Origin of the sequence: Piscicoccus intestinalis NBRC 104926, from assembly GCF_001515525.1 — a bacterium.
GTDB lineage: Bacteria > Actinomycetota > Actinomycetes > Actinomycetales > Dermatophilaceae > Kineosphaera > Kineosphaera intestinalis.
Map to the genome: position 1 here is coordinate 23,004 of NZ_BCNQ01000028.1, position 18,040 is coordinate 41,043.

An 18,040-nucleotide genomic window follows, 5' to 3' on the forward strand; every position below is an offset into this window, starting at 1 on the left:
GAGACGAAAGGGCCGGGCGTCCGATGAGACGCCCGGCCCTTTACGCCTGGTGAGTGCGGGACTCAGCCCTCGGCTGCGGCACCGCCCTCGGGGCCACCACGCTCGGCGCCAGTCGCACCGCCACCACCGAGACCGGTGATGTGGTCGCCGCTGCCGTGGTCGCTGCCCGCGGCGTGCGCCGGCACGGTGGCCGGCTCCGGCTCCTTCTTGGTGCCGTGGAAGACGAACTTCGCGTCGTCGCCCTCGCCCTCGATGTCGACCCCGACGATCTCGCCGGCCGCGACCTCGCCGTAGAGGATCTTCTCGGAGAGCATGTCCTCGATGTCGCGCTGGATCGCGCGACGCAGCGGACGGGCTCCGAGCACCGGGTCGTAGCCCTTCTTGGCGAGCAGCTTCTTGGCCGCGGGCGTGAGCTCGATGCCCATGTCCTTGTCCTTGAGGCGCTCGTCGAGGCGGGCGATCATCAGGTCGACGATCTGGACGATCTCGTCCTCCTTCAGCTGCGGGAAGACGATCGTGTCGTCGACGCGGTTGAGGAACTCGGGCCGGAAGTGCTGCTTGAGCTCGTCCGTCACCTTGTTCTTCATGCGCTCGTAGCTGGAGGCGGCGTCGTGCCCGGCCGAGAAGCCGAGCGAGACGGCCTTGGAGATGTCCCGGGTGCCGAGGTTGGTCGTCATGATGATGACCGTGTTCTTGAAGTCGACGACCCGGCCCTGGGCGTCGGTGAGGCGCCCGTCCTCCAGGATCTGCAGCAGCGAGTTGAAGATGTCCGCGTGCGCCTTCTCGACCTCGTCGAACAGCACGACCGAGAACGGTTTGCGGCGCACCTTCTCGGTGAGCTGGCCGCCCTCCTCGTAGCCGACGTAGCCGGGAGGCGAGCCGAACAGCCGGGAGACCGTGTGCTTCTCCGCGAACTCGCTCATGTCGAGCGTGATCAGGCTGTCCTCGTCGCCGAACAGGAACTCCGCGAGCGTCTTGGCCAGCTCGGTCTTACCGACGCCGGTCGGGCCGGCGAAGATGAACGAGCCGCCCGGGCGACGCGGGTCCTTCAGCCCGGCGCGGGTGCGCCGGATCGCCTGCGAGAGCGCCTTGATCGCGTCGTCCATGCCGACGATGCGCTTGTGCAGCTCCGCCTCCATGTTGAGCAGGCGGCTGGACTCCTCCTCGGTGAGCTTGAACACCGGGATGCCCGTCGAGGCCGCCAGCACCTCGGCGATGAGCTCCTCGTCGACCTCGGCGACGACGTCCATGTCGCCGGCCTTCCACTCCTTCTCGCGCTTGTTCTTCGCCTCGATGAGGCGACGCTCGTCGTCGCGCAGCTTGGCGGCCTTCTCGAAGTCCTGGCCGTCGATCGCGGCCTCCTTCTCGCGGCGCACGTGCGCGATCTTGTCGTCGAACTCGCGCAGGTCCGGCGGGGCGGTCATGCGCTTGATGCGCAGCCGCGCGCCGGCCTCGTCGATGAGGTCGATCGCCTTGTCGGGCAGGTAGCGGTCGTTGATGTACCGGTCGGCCATGTTGGCCGCCGCCACCAGCGCGCCGTCGGTGATCGAGACGCGGTGGTGCGCCTCGTACCGGTCGCGCAGGCCCTTAAGGATCTCGATCGCGTGGCTCAGCGTGGGCTCGGAGACCTGGATCGGCTGGAAGCGGCGCTCCAGCGCCGGGTCCTTCTCGATGTGCTTGCGGTACTCGTCCAGCGTCGTCGCGCCGATCGTCTGCAGCTCACCGCGCGCCAGCATCGGCTTGAGGATGCTCGCCGCGTCGATCGCGCCCTCGGCGGCACCGGCTCCCACCAGGGTGTGGATCTCGTCGATGAACAGGATGATGTCGCCGCGGGTGCGGATCTCCTTGAGCACCTTCTTGAGGCGCTCCTCGAAGTCACCGCGGTAGCGCGAACCGGCGACCAGCGCACCGAGGTCGAGCGTGTAGATGTGCTTGTCCTTCAGCGTCTCGGGCACCTCGCCCTTGACGATGTCCTGGGCCAGGCCCTCGACGACCGCGGTCTTACCGACTCCGGGCTCACCGATGAGGATCGGGTTGTTCTTCGTGCGCCGCGAGAGCACCTGCATGACCCGCTCGATCTCGCTCAGGCGCCCGATGACCGGGTCGAGCTTGTTCTCGCGCGCGGCCTGGGTGAGGTTGCGGCCGAACTGGTCGAGCACCAGGGAGCCGGCCGGGGTGGCCTCCTGGGTGGACTGGCCGCCGACGCCGGCGGCCGCGGGCTCCTTGCCCTGGTAGCCGCTCAGCAGCTGGATGACCTGCTGACGCACCTTGTTCAGGTCGGCGCCCAGCTTGACCAGCACCTGCGCCGCCACGCCCTCGCCCTCGCGGATGAGGCCGAGCAGGATGTGCTCGGTGCCGATGTAGTTGTGCCCCAGCTGCAGCGCCTCGCGCAGGCTCAGCTCGAGCACCTTCTTCGCGCGCGGCGTGAACGGGATGTGCCCGGACGGGGCCTGCTGCCCCTGACCGATGATGTCCTGGACCTGCTCGCGGACGGCGTCCAGGGAGATGCCGAGGCTCTCCAGAGCCTTCGCGGCGACTCCCTCGCCCTCGTGGATGAGGCCGAGGAGGATGTGTTCGGTCCCGATGTAGTTGTGGTTGAGCAGGCGAGCTTCTTCCTGCGCCAACACGACCACGCGTCGGGCCCGATCGGTGAACCTTTCGAACATGAGCTCTCCTGTGCCTATCGAGATACCTCGATGCTAGCTGTGCCTCGTCACACCCCGGTTTCCGTGCGGTTCACCGCGGTGTCCACGAGCCACAACGCGACCTCGAGCATCGGTGTTCCACCCCTTGAGCGCCACACACTCAAGTTCCGCTGAGGGCGAACGCGGGCGCACCCGTCGCGGAGTCGTCCATTGTGCACGCCCGGCGCGCGCCCACCGTGCTATTTCGGACCGCGTTCACGCAGGGCCGAATCCACCCATTCTCCGCCGCGCGGCGCGCGCCCGCGAACCAGCAGCGAATCAGCAGCGAGTCGGCAGCGAGTCAGCCGCGCCGAGCCCGCGGCCGCACGAACGGGAACGTCAGCACCTGGCGGATCATCGTGCCGGTCAGCACCATGACGAGCCGATCGACGCCGATGCCGAGGCCGCCCGTCGGCGGCATGCCCGTCTCCAGGGCCCGCAGGAAGTCCTCGTCGACCTCCATCGCCTCCACGTCGCCCGCCGCGGCCTTCAGCGACTGCTCGGTGAGCCGGCGGCGCTGCTCGAGCGGGTCGTTGAGCTCGCTGTAGGCGGTGCCCAACTCCATCCCGCCGACGACGAGATCCCAGCGTTCGGCCAGCTGCGGGTCGCGGCGGTGCCCGCCCGCCAGCGGCGAGGTCTCGACCGGGAAGTCGACGTAGAAGGTCGGGTAGACGGTGGTCGGCTCGACCAGTTCGGCGTACAGCTCCTCGACGATGGCCCCCGGCCCCATCTGCGGCCCGATCGGGACCTCGAACTCGCGGGCCAGAGCGAGCAGTTTCTCGATGTCGTCGTCCAGGCGCACCGGGCGCCCCACCGCCGCGCTGACCGCGTCGAGCACGGTGACGACCGGCCAGTCTCCGGAGATGTCGACGAGGCGGGGCTCGACGTCGTCGGCGACGGCGACCCGCTGACCGCCCGCCGCCGCCTCGCGCAGGTTTTCGGGCAGCCGCAGCGGCAGCACCGGCTCCCCGTGCACCCCGGTCGCGGCCTCCTGCACGAGCCGCTGCGTGAGCAACCGCATCGTCGTGTAGTCGCCGTACGGCTGGTAGGCCTCCAGCGAGGTGAACTCCGGGTTGTGAGTGGCGTCGGCGCCCTCGTTGCGAAAGTTGCGGCCGATCTCGTACAGCGGCCCCAGGCCGGCGACGACGAGCCGCTTGAGATACAGCTCCGGCGCGATGCGCAGCGAGAGGTCGACCCCGTAGGCGTTGATGAACGTCGTGAACGGGCGGGCCGAGGCGCCCCCGTGCACGGTGTGCAGGATCGGCGTCTCGACCTCGGTGTAGCCCGCGTCGTCGAGGGTGCGGCGCAGGGAGGTGACGACCGCGCTGCGCAGCCGCAGCAGCCGGGCGCCCTCGGGGTGCACGAGCAGGTCGGTGGAGCGCTGCCGCAGCCGCAGGTCGGCGTCCGTGAACGCGCCGTACGGCACCGGGTGCAGCGCCTTGGCCAGCACCCGCCAGTCGCCCACGAGCAGCGACGGCGTGCCGGTGCGGCTGGAGCCGGGCCGGGCGTCGACGCACACGATGTCACCGAGGTCGACGAGCCGGGTGAAGTCGCGCAGCCGCTGCCGCCCGAGGGCGTCGCGTCCCAGGACGAGCTGCACCTGCCGCTGACCCTGCACGAGGCGCACGAAGACGACGCCGCCGTGGTCGCGCACCGCCCGCACCCGGCCGGTGACCGTCAGCGCCGGCGCCGGCTCCTGCTCCCACAGCCCGGCGGCCAGGTCGCCGACCTCGATGGTGTCGACGGAGCCGGAGACGTACGGCCGCCTAGGGAGCTTCGACAACTCCTCCAGGTGCCCCAGGCGCACGCGGGTCTGGTCGCCACGCGCCGGCGCCAGGGCGTCGACGTCGACCGGCTCGGCGCGCGCGAGCTCGCGCACCTGGGCGAGGTGCGCCGCGTCGAGCATCGGGGTGCGACGGCGCAGACCGGGCCTCGGCAGGAACCCCTCGGCCATCCCGCAAGCGACCGCCACCTGCGGGATCGAGACCCGGCTGTCGACGCACAGGTAGCGCGGCACCCAGGTCGGCTCGAACTTCTGGTTGCTGCGGTAGAGCCGCTCCAGCTGGAAGAAGCGGTCGAACACCCCGAGCACCGAGGAGTTGAACCTGGTGAGCACGCCGGCGCCCAGGCGCTCGGCGTCGGCGAACACGCCGCGCAGAAACGCGAAGTTCAGCGACACCCGGCGCACCCCGATGTCGCCGGCGCGCGTCATGAGTTCGGAGACCAGCAGCTCGTTGGTGCCGTTCGGAGCCTTCGGCGAGCGCCGCATGAGATCCAGCGACAACCCGCGCGCGCCCCACGGCACGAAGCTGAGCAGCCCGACCAGCTGCCCGTCGGGCTCGTGCGCGGTGACCAGCACCGTCTTCCAGTCGGCGGGATCGCCGTGGCGGTCGAGCGCCATCGAGAAGCCGCGCTCGGTGTCGCCGACGCGCCATTGCTCGGCGGCGCGCATGATCTCGGCCAGCTCCGGACGCGGCACCTCGTCCTGGCGGCGCAGTCGCACCTCCACGCCGGCGTGCCGGGCGCGCTCGCAGGCCCGCCGCACATCGGTCATCGAGACGTTGTTGATGCGGTAGCGGTCGGGTTCGAGGATCGCCTCGTCGCCGAGGGCCAGCACGTCGAAGTCGAGCGCGGCGTAGGCGCGCGCGGCGTCCTCACCGGCTCCGAGCACCGCGGGGATCCAGCCGTAGTGGCGCGCCTCGGCCTTCCACGCGGCGATGGCCTGGCCCCACGCGTCCGGGTCGCCGACCGGGTCACCGGAGGCCAACGACACGCCGGCCACCACGTCGTAGCAGACCGCCGCCCGCCCGTCGTCGCTGAACACCGACGCCTTGTCGCGGCGGGTCGAGAAGTAGCCCAGGGAGTCGAGGTCGCCGTGCTCCGCGAGGAGCCGGCGCACCGCGACCTCACGATCAGCCGTCCACTGCGTCGGATTGTCGGCCGACCGCGTGAACAGGAAGGCACCGAGCAGCAGCCCCAACGCCAGCACGGCCGAGGGCACCTGCAGGATCCAGGCGTCGATGTGCACCCCGTGCGTCTGCGGCGGCCCGCCGAAGCCGAGCAACCGCGCGAAGACCGCGCGCACGAACAGCAGCGTCGGCTGCTGCGGCATGGCGAACCGCAGCGACACCCAGGCCACGAGCACCGCCAACCCCGCGCCGGCGGCGATACAGCCGACGAGCACCGTCCACGAACCGCGGCGCAGCCGGCCGGGGAACGAGGCGCGGGCCCACCAGCACCCCGCGAGCATCAGCACCCCCGGCACGCTGGCGAGGATGTCGATGCCGAGGCCGGAGATGAAGTGCCACGACCAGAAGTCGAGGGCCTCGGGAAAGTCCTCGGGGAAGACCGCGATGGCGGTCACCGCGGCCACGGCCGCCAGCAGCGCCAGCACCTGGAAGATCGCCACGACGACCAGGCCGGCCCGTTTGCGCCCCACGAGCAGCCGAGCCATCAACGCCAACAACACGATCGACACCGGCGAGCCGGAGACGGGCACGTTCAGGAACGTGAAGAACAGCTCGAACCAGGTCATCCGCACCGGGCCGCGGTGAAACATCGCCCACAGCACCAGCGAAGCCAGGATGCCCAGCACGTGCAGCCAGATGAGGCCGCGCGCGAACAGTTCCTGGCGCGCGGTCGGGCGCGCGTCACGAGCCAGCGCATGGGCGCCCCTGGCCACCCCAGCCATCGTCCACTCCCCTGTCGACGTGCGGGCCGCGACGGCCCGAAACTACGCCGACGCCGGGCGACCTGTCGTTCGTCCGCCCGGGCCAAACGGTCCTCTCCCCCGGCGGAAGATGTCTCGACTCAGGCTACTGCGGGCTCCGTCCCCGCCCGGCGAGCGCGGTCGGAGGGCGTTCAGCCCGCCTTTCGCGATCGACCGGTACCGCTCTCTTCGGCGGCGGCGTCGTCGTTCTGACCGCTGCCGGCCTTGCGACCCTTGCCGGCGGACTTGGCGCTCTTGGCGGTTCCCTTCCCGCAGCCCTTGGCGGAGGCCTTCGCACCGGCCTGGCCCGAGCCCTTGGTCGAGCCCCCGCCCGAGCCCTTGGTCGAGCCCTTGGCAGAGCCTTTGCCCGACGTCTTGCCGTCCGTGGCCTCGCCCTCATCGCCCTCGTCGCCCTTGTCGGCTTCGTCGGCCTGGCCCGCCTCGCTCGATCCGCCGCGGGAGGCCTTGGCGCGCTCGACGGACTGCTGCAGCGCCGCGAGCAGGTCGACGACCTCGCCACCCTCGTCCGGCTGCTCGGGGGCCTCGACGCTCTCGCCGCCGGAGAGCTTGCTCGCGACGAGCGCGTCGACCGCCTCCTTGTAGTCGTCCTCGTAGTCCTCGGGCGTGAAGTCCCCGGCCATCGAGTCGACGAGCATCGCGGCCATGTCGGTCTCGGCCTTCTTGGGCTCCGGCACGTTGTCGAGCACCGGGAACGCGGCCTCGCGCACCTCGTCCGGCCACAGCATCGTCTGCATGACGATGACGTCGTCGCGCACCCGCAGCACCGCGGTCGTCAGCCGGGTGCGCACGGAGACGGTGACCACGGCCACCCGGTCGGAGTCGCGCAGTGCCTCGCGCAGCAGCGCGTACGGCTTGACCGCGGCCGCGTCCGGCTCCAGGTAGTAGGCCCGGTCGAGCAGGATGGGGTCGATCTCGTCGGCGGGCACGAACTTCTCGACGCTGATCTCCTTGCTGCTGCGGCTGGGCAGCGAGGCGAGGTCGTCGTCGGTGAGGATGACCATGCGCCCGTCCTCCGTCTCATAGCCCTTCGCGATGTCGCGGTAGGCCACCTCCTCGCCGTCGGACTCGGCCACCCGCCGGTACCGGATGCGGGAGCCGTCGCTGGCGCGCACCTGACGGAACTGCAGGTCGTGGCTCTCGGTGGCGCTGTACAGCCGCACGGGCACGCTGACGAGCCCGAACGACACCGCACCCTTCCAGATCGCCCGCATCGCGCCCCTCCCTCGTCCTGGCTCCGCCGCCCGCCGCGCCCAGCGAAGCGGACCCCGCGGAACGCCCGCGTTCGAAGACCGAACCAGCATCGCCCACATCGTGGTCACGACGCCACCGCGGCCTGCGGGCGACGCCCGGGCCGGTGCGGCACTATCGAGGCATGCAGGCCATGCTCGCGACCCCGGCGCCGCGCCCGCCGACGGGTCCGCAGTGGTCGCACGAGGTGAAGTGGGACGGGATGCGCATCCTCGCCGACGTGCGCGCCGGGCGGGTGCGGCTGGCGACCCGCGCCGAGGTCGACGCGACCGCCCGGTTCCCCGAGCTGACCGGCGCCGACGCCCTGGCCACCGCCCACCCCGACGTGCTGCTCGACGGCGAAGTCGTCAGCCTCGACGGCGGACTCCCCTCGTTCTCCCGGCTCATCGAGCGCATTCACGCCCGCGACGCGACCGCCCGGCGGCTGGCGACGGCCCGGCCGGTCACGTACCTGGTGTTCGACGTGCTGCGCCTCGACGGGCACGACCTCACCCGGATGCCGCTGCGCACCCGCCGCGGCCTGCTGGAGTCGCTGGAGCTGCCCGGCCCGCGCGTGCTCGTGCCGCCGGCCTACCCCGACGGCGAGACGCTGCTGCGCGCGACCCGCGACCAGGGCCTGGAGGGCGTCGTCAGCAAACACCTGGAGTCGGTGTACGACCCCGGCCGGCGCAGCCCGCACTGGCTGAAGGTGCCGCACCGCCCGACGATCTCGGTCGTCATCGGCGGCTGGAGACCGGAGTCGGTGCGCGGAGCCGGGCTGGGCGCCGTGCTCGTCGGCCGTCCCCACGGCCCCGCCCACCGCACCAGCGCCGACAGCGCAGCCGGCTCCGGCGGTGGCGCTGACGGTGAGGTCGGGCCGCTGCGCTTCCTCGGCCGGGTCGGCAGCGGGCTCGGGGCGGCCCAGGAAGCGCGGCTGCTGCCCCGGCTGCAGGAACTGGCCCGACCCGACTGCCCGTTCGACCCCGCCCCGCCGGCGGCGGATCGCGCCGGCACGCACTGGGTGCATCCGCGGATCGTCGTGGACGTGCGCTCGCTGGGCACCGCCGGCTCGGACGTCTCGGGCGCCTCGGGCGCCGGGGGCGCCGGCGAGCGGCTGCGGCAACCCAGCTTCCTGGGGGTGCGCACCGACCTGACCCCCGCCGACCTGCGCGAGCTCGGCGATGCCTGACCAGCACCGCACGACCGTGCAGGTCGACGGGCACCGTCTCGCGCTGACGAACCTCGACAAGGTGCTCTACCCCGGCTCCGGCACGACGAAGGCCGAGGTCATGCAGTACCTCATGGCGGTGGCGCCCGCGCTGCTGCCGCAGCTGCGGGACCGGCCGTTGACGCGGGTGCGCTGGCCGCACGGCACCGGGGATCAGTCGTTCTTCGAGAAGAACCTGCCCGCGGGGAGTCCCCGCTGGGTGCGCCGGGTGGAGCTGGCGCACTCCTCGCGCCGCTCCGGCGACGAACTCGTCGGTACCCGCCCCGGTGGCTCGGGGCGGGCGAGCGGCTCGGGCTCCCGGGGCGGCGAGAGCATCGCCTACCCGCTGGTCGACGACGTCGCCGGCCTGGTGTGGCTGGCCAATCTGTCGGCACTGGAACTGCATGTGCACCAGTGGCGAGTCGACGCGGCGGGCCGGCCGCGGGTACCCGACCGGCTCGTCATCGACCTCGACCCGGGAGCGCCCGCCGGCCTCGCCGAGTGCTCTCGGGTCGCGCTGCTCGTGCGGGACGCGCTCGCGGGCGTGCTGCCCGCCACGCCGGTGCCGGTGACGAGCGGCAATAAAGGCATGCAGATCTACGTGCCGACGCCGCACCTGCACGAACTCGACTCAACTCGGGCGCTGGCGCAGGGTCTCGCGGAAACGCTGGCCGCGCAACACCCCGATCTCGTCGTCGCGCGAATGACGAAGGCCCTGCGTCCCGGCAAGGTTTTCCTCGACTGGAGCCAGAACACGCGGGCCAAGACGACGATCTGCCCCTATTCGCTGCGCGGGCGCAGCGGGATTCCCACCGTCGCCGCTCCGCGCACGTGGGCCGAGATCGAGGCCGCCGCCAGCACGGAGGCCGATGTGCTGCATCAGCTGGGACCGCGAGAAGTGTTGTCGCGGTTGAAAATCGACGGGGACCTCATGGCCGGGGTGTGAATACCCCGGTTATCCACACGCGAGTTTTCGGATCCTGCTCAGGCGCATTGAAAGCGCGACGAGAGGGCCGCACCGCGCGGCGGTGCGGCCCTCTCGTTCGATGCGTTCGCCTAGTTCAGCTGTTGGCCTTGTCGTAGGCGTCCTGCAACTCACCGGAAACCCGGCCGCGGTCGCTCACCTTGAAGCCGTTCTGGCGGCCCCACTCGCGAATCGCGTTGAGGTCCTGGCGGCGACCCGAGGCGGCCGCGCGCCGGCCGGTGGCCCGGCGCCCACCGGCACGGCGGGCGTGACCGGTCCACTCACCGAAAGTATCGCGCAGCTTGGCGGCATTCGACTTCGACAAGTCGATCTCGTACGAGACACCGTCCAATCCGAACGAAATGGTCTCGTCGGCAACTCCACCGTCGAGGTCGTCGACCAGGAGCACCTGCACCCGCTGAGCCATCTCACACTCCGTCTGTCATCGAGCACGTTTACTGGCGTCGCAATTAGCCGTCGACGCCGTCTGACTCCCCCAGAGTAGTCGATAATTCCGCGTCGACAAAAGCGACCACGAGTGAGAATTCGGCAAGGATCCGGTCGGCGCCCGGCTAATGCGGTCAGCGGGCCGAGTCGCGCCGCTGTTCGGCGATCGAATCCAAACGCTGCTCGCGGGCATCCTGCTCGGCATCCCAGCGGGAATGCGCCAGCCGTTCATTACGGTCGGACTCGATGATCGCCCGCATGATCTTGTAGAACAAGAAGCCGATGCCGATCGAGGGCACTAAGCCGGCGACAATCTGCCAGAGCTGGTCCACTGTCTTCCTCCACTTCTGCGGCGGCGCGGCGCCCCGGCCGGATGGATTTCGTGCTCATCCACGAACCCTCCGATGTGGCGGACGCGCCTTGGCTCAGGCTATGCCCTGCCCGGTGCCCCGGGCCGCAGGGGTGCCGGACCGCACCCTGGTCGGCTCACTTCGGCCCGGTCGGCGGGGAGGTGAGCACGTCGAAGAGCTCGTCGAGCGCCGGAATCGGCAGCAGCCCCGCGGCGATCGCCCGGGAGGCCGCGGCCCTGGCCATCGCGAGGTGCACCGCGCGGGAGTCGGGGGCGCTCTCATGCAGCGTGTCGAGGTCGGCGCGCAGGGCGTCGAGGTCGGAGAGCGCGGCCACGCGGCTCGTGTCGTCACCCTCGCGCAGGGCGCCCTCCAGCGCGGTGAGCATGAGCGTGGCCAGCAGGCGACGGCCTCCGGGAATCTCGGCGTCGGCCAGCAGGTCGGCGGCCTGTTCCACGACCACCGACAGATGGTCGACCGCGTGTGAGACGGAGGCGGCGTAGCGGGCCCGGGCGGATTCCTCGACCCACACCGGCTCGCCGCCGAGCTCGATGGCCAGCGCCTCGCCGATGGGCCGCAGCGCGGGGGCGCAGGTCACGCCGAAGCAGGCGTCCGGCAGGCGCTCCAGGTCGACGGGGTTGCCGGAGAATCGCATCGCCGGGTGCAGGGCGATCGGCAGCACGTGTCGTTCCAGCGCCGGCTCCAGCACCTGCGGCCCGTAGCGCGGGCTCGTGTGCACGACGATCTGGCCGGCCTGCCAGCTGCGCAGTTCGGTCAGCCCCACGACGAGATCGACGAGCGCGGCGCCGGGAACAGCCAGCACCAGCAGCTCCGCGCGGGAGACGACCTGCTCGACATCGAGCAACGGCACCCCGGGCAGGAGGATCCGGGCGCGGCGCCGGGAGGCGTCGGACACCCCGCTGGCCGCGACCACCCGATGCCCGGCAGCCTGCAGCGCCGCTCCGAGGACCGCGCCCACGCGGCCCGCAGAGACGATGCCGACGTCGAGACGCGCCGGCCGGGTCGGCCGTTGCTGCATACCCCGACGTTACCCAGGCGCCCACGGAACGACACCTCCGCGCACCGGCCGAAGCGCGGCCAGCGCCCGATCGAGTAGCGGAATCGACTCCGGCTCGGGCGGATTCGCGGTGCTCGAGCGCGCTGCTCGACCGCGCTGCGACGGGGTCGGCGCGGCGCTCAGTCGCGGAAATCGCGATGCGAATCCGGCCCGTAGGCCTCGCCCGCGGCGTACGGTTCGTCACCCGAATCGTCGGGCGGATCGACGCGGCACATCGATTGCACCCACAATCCGACGACGCCGAGCGCGCCGCCCGAGGCGGCCACGGCCAGCGCGCTGAGCGCGGCGGCCCGCACCGACGACGCGTCGATATCCGGCAGGGCGACCCCCGCGTACGCCAGGTAGCCCCCGGCCACCAGGCCCCCCGTCAGCGCGCACGCCTGCGCCAGGCGCAGCACCCGGTAGGCCGCCAGTGGTTCCAGCGGCTTTCGCGCGGTCTGCCGCACGGTCGCGCGGACGCGCCGGCCGGCCAGGGCCAGCCCGACACACACCACGAGCAGCACCACCGCCACAGCCCACGAGACCGGCGGCAGCGTCGCGTCACGCCGGAACGACCACGAGAGCACCAGATAGGCGATCCCCCCGGCCGCCACCGCGGCGGTCAGCACGTCGCGCACCCGCACCCCGTGCTCGCGCAGACTCATCGCGGCCGTCCCGTCTCGATGGCGCCGTGCTCTTCGGCGACCGCATCGGTGCCCGTGCCCGTGCCGCTGTTGATCTCGAGGGGAGCCGGCAGCTCGCCGATGCGCCGCACGAAGCGGGCCGCGGCGGCCGGCCACGCCGGTGCCGGCCGCAGCCCGTCGAGCTCGGGCGCCGGAACGCCTGCGTCGGCCAGGAACTCGCGGACCGCCTCCGGCTCGACGAACGCCCAGGGGCCGATGACGAAGGCCCGCTCGGCGGCACCCGGGTGCGGCAGCCGCACAGCGCCGTCGAGCCGCAGCGAGCCGGCGGCACCGCGCACCTGCACGAGGTCGAGGTCGAGGGTGCGCGGACCCCAGCGCCGCGCGCGGACCCTCCCGTGGTCGGCCTCGATCTCATGGAGCCGGGCCAGCAGCGTGCGCGGGTGCAGGTCGGTGCGCAGCACGGCCACCGCGTTCAGGTAACCGGGCCCGGCGGCGCCGCCGAGCGCATCAGAGGCATCAGGAGCATCAGGAGCATCAGAGGCGAACGGGGTACCAGGGTCCGTCGGCAAGGGCATCGGGTCGGACGCCACGAGCGGCGAGAGCGCCCGCAGGCTCGTGCCGGGCAGGGCGTCGAGCGCGAGCGCGGCCGACGCCAGGGTGTCGGCGACGCCTCCCGCCACCTCGCCCGTGCCGACTCCGCCGCCGGCTCCGGTTCCGACCTCGGTTCCGACGTCGGAACCGACTCTGGGCAGGTTGCCGCCGAGCGCGACGACGGCAGTGCGGCCCTGGCCGCGACGCACCCGCACGGCGACGTCACCGAACTCCACCCCGACAGGCGCCTGCGGCTTGTGCACGGTCACGGTGGCCGCCTCGACCAACTCGTGCCGCAGGCAGTCCCCGGCGATGAGGTGCGCGAGCCGCTCGATGAGGTCGACCCCGGGACCGGTGAGGCGGGCGACGATGTCGGCGGCCACGTCGGCGTAGCTCGTCGTGTCCCCGAGGGCGTCGCTGGCTCCGGCCCAGCTCAGGTCGGTCTCGAGATCGACGTCGACGACGAACGGCTGCGGCTCGACCTTCTCGTGGGCCAGCACGCCGTGCCTGCCATTCGCGCGCACCCCGCGCAGCTCGACGACGTCGCGGCCCGGGCTCACGCGCCCTCCCCCGGTGCCATCGGGTGATCCATTACCGGCTGACAGGGTTGACCGGTGTGCCAGGCGACCGCGTCGGCGACCCGCAAGACGCTGCGGGACATCCGCACGTCGTGCACCCGCACGCACCACACTCCGGCCTGCGCACACAGCAGCGTGATTGCGGCGGTGGCGGCCTCCCGACGCTCCGGCGGCGCGGGCGACCCATCGGCGCCCGCCTCCAACGCACCGAGGAAGCTCTTGCGGGATGCCCCGACGAGCACGCGGAAGCCGAGGGCCCCGAGCCGGTCGAGATGGGCGAGCAAGGTCCAGTTGTGCTCGGCGGTCTTGGCGAACCCGAGCCCGGGATCGAGCACGATCCGGGCCGGGTCGACCCCGGCGGAGGCCAACGCGTCGACGCGGTCGAGCAGCTCGTCGCCGACCTCGCGCACCACATCGTCGTACACGGCCCGCTGCTGCATGCGGTCGCTGTGCCCGCGCCAGTGCATCGCGACGAACTCCACGCCGAGGTCGGCGCTCTGCGCGATGACCCGCGCCATGTCCGGGTCGGCGAGCCCGCCGCTGACGTCGTTGACGACGCGGGCGCCGGCCTCGATCGCGGCGGCGGCGACACGAGCTCGCATCGTGTCGATGGAGACCGTCACGCGCTGATTCCCGAGGCCGGCGTCCGACGTGAGCCGACGGATGACGGGCACCGTGCGGCGCAGCTCCTCCTCGACGTCGGGGCGCGCAGCCCCGGGTCGGGTCGACTCGCCCCCGATGTCGAGAATGGCGGCGCCATCAGCGACGAGCTGCACTCCGTGCGCGACCGCGTTGCTCTCGCTGTACCAGCGGCCCCCGTCGCTGAACGAGTCCGGCGTGACGTTGATGACGCCCATGAGCAGCGGCCCGGAGCCGGTGCTTTGCAGCGAGGTCGGGTGCGTCGCAGGGTTGCCCGCCCCGCAAGGGCCGCGCGAGGTGCCGGTGTCGCCCGTGGACATCGCGGTCACCGGGAGCTGCTGCGCAGCACGAGGCTCATCGCCTCGGCGCGGGTGGCCGGCCGTCGCAGGATGCCCCGCACCGCGGAGGTGATCGTGCGGGCTCCGGGCTTGCGCACGCCGCGCATCGACATGCACAGGTGCTCGCACTCGAGCACGACGATGACGCCGCGGGCCTGCAGATGCTCGACGAGCGCGTCGGCGACCTGCGTCGTCAGCCGTTCCTGCACCTGCGGGCGGCGGGCGTACACGTCGACGAGCCGGGCCAGCTTGCTCAGCCCGGTCACCCGCCCGCGCGTCGAGGGGATGTAGCCGATGTGCGCGACGCCGTGGAACGGCACGAGATGGTGCTCGCACGTGCTGTACAGCTCGATGTCCCGCACGAGCACCATCTCGTCGTGGTCGATCTCGAACTGGGTGGCGAGCAGCTCCTCCGGATCTTGGCTCAGCCCCGAGAAGATCTCCTCGTAGCTGCGCGCGACCCGGGCGGGGGTGTCCCGCAGCCCGTCCCGGTCGGGGTCCTCCCCGATGGCGAGCAGGATCTCGCGGACGGCGGCCTCGATCCGCGGCCGGTCGACCCGGCGCGGCACGAGGTCACCTTCCGATGCGTCCGCCTCAGCCGGCGGACGGGTCGACATGGCCACCCCCGGGGACCTCGATCGTCTCCGCGACGGGGTGCTCCTCGTGCTCCGCGCCGAGCCCGTCCGGGTTCTCCCCCCGCTCCAGGGCGGCGCGCTCGGCCGGCGTCAGCACCGGCGGGGCGTCGCTGACCGTGCGACGGTCGCTGGAGAGCCACACCGGGCGCACCGGCCGCTTGTGCACGGGCGCGAAGATCTGCGCGAGTGCCTCGGCGTTCAGCGTCTCCTTCTCGAGCAGCTCCAGCACGAGGTGGTCGAGCACGTCGCGGTTGTCGTTGAGCGCGTGCCAGGCCTCGTCGTGGGCGGATTCGATGAGCCGGCGGGTCTCCTCGTCGACGACCGCGGCCAGGCCCTCGGAGTAGTCGCGCTGGTGGCCCATGTCGCGGCCGAGGAAGACCTCGCCCTGGCTCTGCCCGAGCTTGATGGCGCCGATCCGCTCGCTCATGCCGAACTGCGTGATCATCTTGCGGGCCAGGTCGGTGGCCTTCTCGATGTCGTTCGCGGCGCCGGAGGTCGGGTCGTGGAAGATCATCTCCTCCGCGACGCGCCCGCCGAGGGCGTAGGCCAGCTGGTCGAGCATCTCGTTGCGGGTCGTGGAGTACTTGTCGTCGGCGGGCAGCACCATCGTGTAGCCCAGCGCGCGACCACGCGGCAGGATCGTCACCTTGCTCACCGGGTCCGTGTGGTTGAGCGCCGCCGCGACGAGGGCGTGCCCGCCCTCGTGGTAGGCGGTGATCTTCTTCTCCTTGGCGCTCATGATCCGGGTGCGCTTCTGCGGGCCGGCGACCACCCGGTCGATGGCCTCGTCGAGGGCGCGGTCGTCGATGAGCTGGGCGTTGGAGCGCGCGGTGAGCAGCGCGGCCTCGTTGAGCACGTTGGCCAGGTCGGCGCCGGTGAAGCCGGGGGTGCGGCGCGCGACGGCGAGCAGGTCGACGCCCTGGGCCAGCGGCTTGCCGCGGCCGTGCACCTCGAGGATCTTGTGCCGCCCGATCATGTCCGGCGCCTCGACCGCGATCTGGCGGTCGAAGCGGCCCGGGCGCAGCAGCGCCGGGTCGAGGATGTCGGGCCGGTTGGTCGCGGCGATGAGGATGACGTTGGTCTTGACGTCGAAGCCGTCCATCTCGACGAGCAGCTGGTTCAGGGTCTGCTCGCGCTCGTCGTGACCGCCTCCGAGACCGGCTCCGCGGTGCCGGCCGACGGCGTCGATCTCGTCGACGAAGACGATTGCGGGGCTGTTGGCCTTGGCCTGCTCGAACAGGTCGCGCACGCGGGAGGCGCCGACGCCGACGAACATCTCGACGAAGTCGGAGCCGGAGATCGAGTAGAACGGCACCCCGGCCTCCCCGGCCACGGCGCGGGCGAGCAGGGTCTTACCGGTGCCGGGCGGACCGTAGAGCAACACGCCCTTGGGGATCTTCGCGCCGACGGCCTGGAATTTGGCCGGCTCGGAGAGGAACTCCTTGATCTCGGTGAGCTCCTCGACCGCCTCCTGGGCGCCGGCGACGTCGGCGAACGTCACCTTGGGCATGTCCTTGCTGGCGAGCTTGGCCTTGGACTTGCCGAACTGCATGATCCGGCCGCCGCCGCCCTGCATGCGCGAGAGCAGGAACCAGAACAGCGCGATGAGGATGATGATCGGCAGCAGGTTCATCAGCAGCGAGCCGAGGAAGGTCGTCTGCGGCGGCGCGTCGTTGTAGCCCTGCGCCGGCGCGTGCTCGCGCACGAGCTGGGTGAGGTACTCGCCGCGCTGCGGCACGTAGAGCGTGTACACCTTGTCGACGTTCTGGGCCTCACCCACGGTCTGCGGGCTGCTCAGCGTCAGGTCGATCCGGTCGTCGCCGGTGAACTCCGCCTTGGAGACCTGACCCCCGTTGATGAACTGCACCGCCTGCGAGGTGTCGACGCGCTGATACTCGGTGTCGCTGGTGAGGTTCAGCGCCAGCATCAGACCCACGAACACGAGCAGCACCCACAACAGGGGTTGCTTGAGAATCCGCTTCACATTCATCGATGTTTCGGAGCGAACACGCCCCGGTCCTTCCTCATCGTCCTCGTCCGTCGTCGGGTCCCGGCCGGCGATCCATCAATGCGCAACGTCCGCGTTGACCGGCGTGTTCCTGCGGTTGGCTCGCCCGTCGTCGTCGTCACGAGTACACGTGCGGAGCCAGTGTGCCCACGCAGCGCAGGTTGCGATACCGCTCCGCATAGTCGAGGCCGTACCCGACGACGAACTCGTTGGGGATGTCGAAGCCGACGTATTTCACGTCGACCTCGACCTTGGCGGCGTCGGGCTTGCGCAGCAGGGTGCAGACCTCGACGCTGGCGGCGTGCCGCGAGGCGAGGTTCGCCTTGATCCAGCTCAGCGTCAGACCGGAGTCGACGATGTCCTCGACGATGAGCACGTGCTTGTCGGTGATGTCGGTGTCGAGATCCTTGAGGATGCGCACGACACCCGAGCTCTTCGTGCCCGAGCCGTACGAGGAGATCGCCATCCAGTCCATCGGCACCGTGCCCGGCAGCGCCCGCATGAGATCGGCCATGACGAGCACCGCCCCCTTGAGCACGCCGACGAGCAGCACGTCCTTGCCCTCGTAGTCGGCCCAGATCTGCTGAGCCAGTTCGTCGAGTCGGTCCCAGATCTGCTCCTGCGTCAGCAGCACCTTCTCCAGGTCCGAGCCCATGTGTTCGGTGTCCACCGTGTCTCCCGTGTCTGCCGTGTCTGTGCCGTGGCTTGCTCGTCGGACATCTCTGCTGCGGCTGCGCACCCGCTGCCCCGGGCGCCTGCCGCTATTCAACCCGACCTGGCGCCGCGAGATGGATCCGGTCCGCCGACCGGTTCACCGTCCAGCCTCCCGGCAGAGAGGCCGGTCCGCGGTTCGCGGCGACCAACAGCGCCTCGATCGCCTCGACATGTGTGCGGCTCAGGCGGCCCGCGCCGGCCCGGGCGCACAGCAGGCGCAGCAGCCGGCC

15 protein-coding genes are annotated in these 18,040 nt (G+C 71.5%); 2 read left to right on the top strand and 13 right to left on the bottom strand.

What is annotated here, in order from left to right; all coding sequences use genetic code 11:
* Nucleotides 1-62: 62 nt before the first annotated feature.
* From PINTE_RS06795 to ku, 3 genes are all read right to left on the bottom strand, one after another.
* Complete coding sequence (locus PINTE_RS06795; protein ID WP_068427768.1) at nt 63-2,666, bottom strand: ATP-dependent Clp protease ATP-binding subunit; 2,604 nt, start codon at nt 2,664-2,666, stop codon at nt 63-65.
* A gap of 319 nt (nt 2,667-2,985) precedes the next feature.
* Nucleotides 2,986-6,366: a bifunctional lysylphosphatidylglycerol synthetase/lysine--tRNA ligase LysX gene (lysX, locus tag PINTE_RS06800; protein ID WP_245642833.1), complete on the bottom strand. Its 3,381-nt coding sequence runs from the start codon at nt 6,364-6,366 to the stop codon at nt 2,986-2,988.
* A 179-nt stretch (nt 6,367-6,545) separates the two neighbouring features.
* On the bottom strand, nt 6,546-7,625 hold the full coding sequence (gene ku, locus PINTE_RS06805) for a non-homologous end joining protein Ku (protein WP_084343334.1): 1,080 nt from the start codon (nt 7,623-7,625) through the stop codon (nt 6,546-6,548).
* 161 nt (nt 7,626-7,786) lie between these two features.
* Between ku and PINTE_RS06810 the strand changes: the two genes are divergently transcribed.
* Together PINTE_RS06810 and ligD are read left to right on the top strand one after the other, a co-directional pair.
* The gene (locus PINTE_RS06810; protein WP_068427772.1) at nt 7,787-8,830 is read left to right on the top strand and encodes an ATP-dependent DNA ligase; all 1,044 of its coding nucleotides are present in this window, start codon (nt 7,787-7,789) and stop codon (nt 8,828-8,830) included.
* Nucleotides 8,823-9,794, top strand: coding sequence for a non-homologous end-joining DNA ligase LigD (gene ligD / locus PINTE_RS06815; RefSeq protein WP_068427774.1), 972 nt, complete (start codon nt 8,823-8,825; stop codon nt 9,792-9,794). The genes PINTE_RS06810 and ligD overlap by 8 nt, the downstream gene beginning before the upstream one ends.
* 115 nt (nt 9,795-9,909) lie before the next feature.
* Here the strand turns inward: ligD and PINTE_RS06820 are convergent, their stop codons facing one another.
* The 10 genes from PINTE_RS06820 to PINTE_RS22600 form a co-directional block, all read right to left on the bottom strand.
* A complete protein-coding gene (locus PINTE_RS06820) occupies nt 9,910-10,239 on the bottom strand; it encodes a histone-like nucleoid-structuring protein Lsr2 (RefSeq protein WP_068427777.1) in 330 nt (109 codons plus the stop codon).
* Nucleotides 10,240-10,393: 154 nt separating this feature from the next.
* Nucleotides 10,394-10,591 (bottom strand): hypothetical protein, encoded by a 198-nt coding sequence (locus PINTE_RS06825; RefSeq protein ID WP_068427779.1) that lies wholly within the window; start codon nt 10,589-10,591, stop codon nt 10,394-10,396.
* 154 nt (nt 10,592-10,745) lie between these two features.
* The gene (locus PINTE_RS06830; protein ID WP_068427781.1) at nt 10,746-11,645 is read right to left on the bottom strand and encodes a Rossmann-like and DUF2520 domain-containing protein; all 900 of its coding nucleotides are present in this window, start codon (nt 11,643-11,645) and stop codon (nt 10,746-10,748) included.
* Nucleotides 11,646-11,803: 158 nt separating this feature from the next.
* On the bottom strand, nt 11,804-12,301 hold the full coding sequence (locus PINTE_RS06835) for a DUF3180 domain-containing protein (protein WP_169798477.1): 498 nt from the start codon (nt 12,299-12,301) through the stop codon (nt 11,804-11,806).
* Between the two features lie 23 nt (nt 12,302-12,324).
* Nucleotides 12,325-13,458, bottom strand: a complete 1,134-nt coding sequence (gene folB / locus PINTE_RS06840) for a dihydroneopterin aldolase (RefSeq protein ID WP_068427785.1) — start codon at nt 13,456-13,458, stop codon at nt 12,325-12,327.
* Nucleotides 13,455-14,435 carry a dihydropteroate synthase gene (folP, locus tag PINTE_RS06845; protein ID WP_306304846.1) on the bottom strand — a complete coding sequence of 327 codons (981 nt, stop codon included), beginning with the start codon at nt 14,433-14,435 and terminating at the stop codon, nt 13,455-13,457. Before folP ends, folB begins: the two co-directional genes overlap by 4 nt.
* Nucleotides 14,436-14,440: 5 nt before the next feature.
* Nucleotides 14,441-15,070 (bottom strand): GTP cyclohydrolase I FolE, encoded by a 630-nt coding sequence (folE, locus tag PINTE_RS06850; protein WP_068427802.1) that lies wholly within the window; start codon nt 15,068-15,070, stop codon nt 14,441-14,443.
* Complete coding sequence (ftsH, locus tag PINTE_RS06855; protein ID WP_068427788.1) at nt 15,048-17,078, bottom strand: ATP-dependent zinc metalloprotease FtsH; 2,031 nt, start codon at nt 17,076-17,078, stop codon at nt 15,048-15,050. Before ftsH ends, folE begins: the two co-directional genes overlap by 23 nt.
* 136 nt (nt 17,079-17,214) lie before the next feature.
* On the bottom strand, nt 17,215-17,766 hold the full coding sequence (gene hpt / locus PINTE_RS06860) for a hypoxanthine phosphoribosyltransferase (RefSeq protein ID WP_068427790.1): 552 nt from the start codon (nt 17,764-17,766) through the stop codon (nt 17,215-17,217).
* Between the two features lie 91 nt (nt 17,767-17,857).
* On the bottom strand, nt 17,858-18,040 hold a 183-nt coding region (locus PINTE_RS22600), incomplete at its 5' end, for a TilS substrate-binding domain-containing protein (protein WP_174523995.1).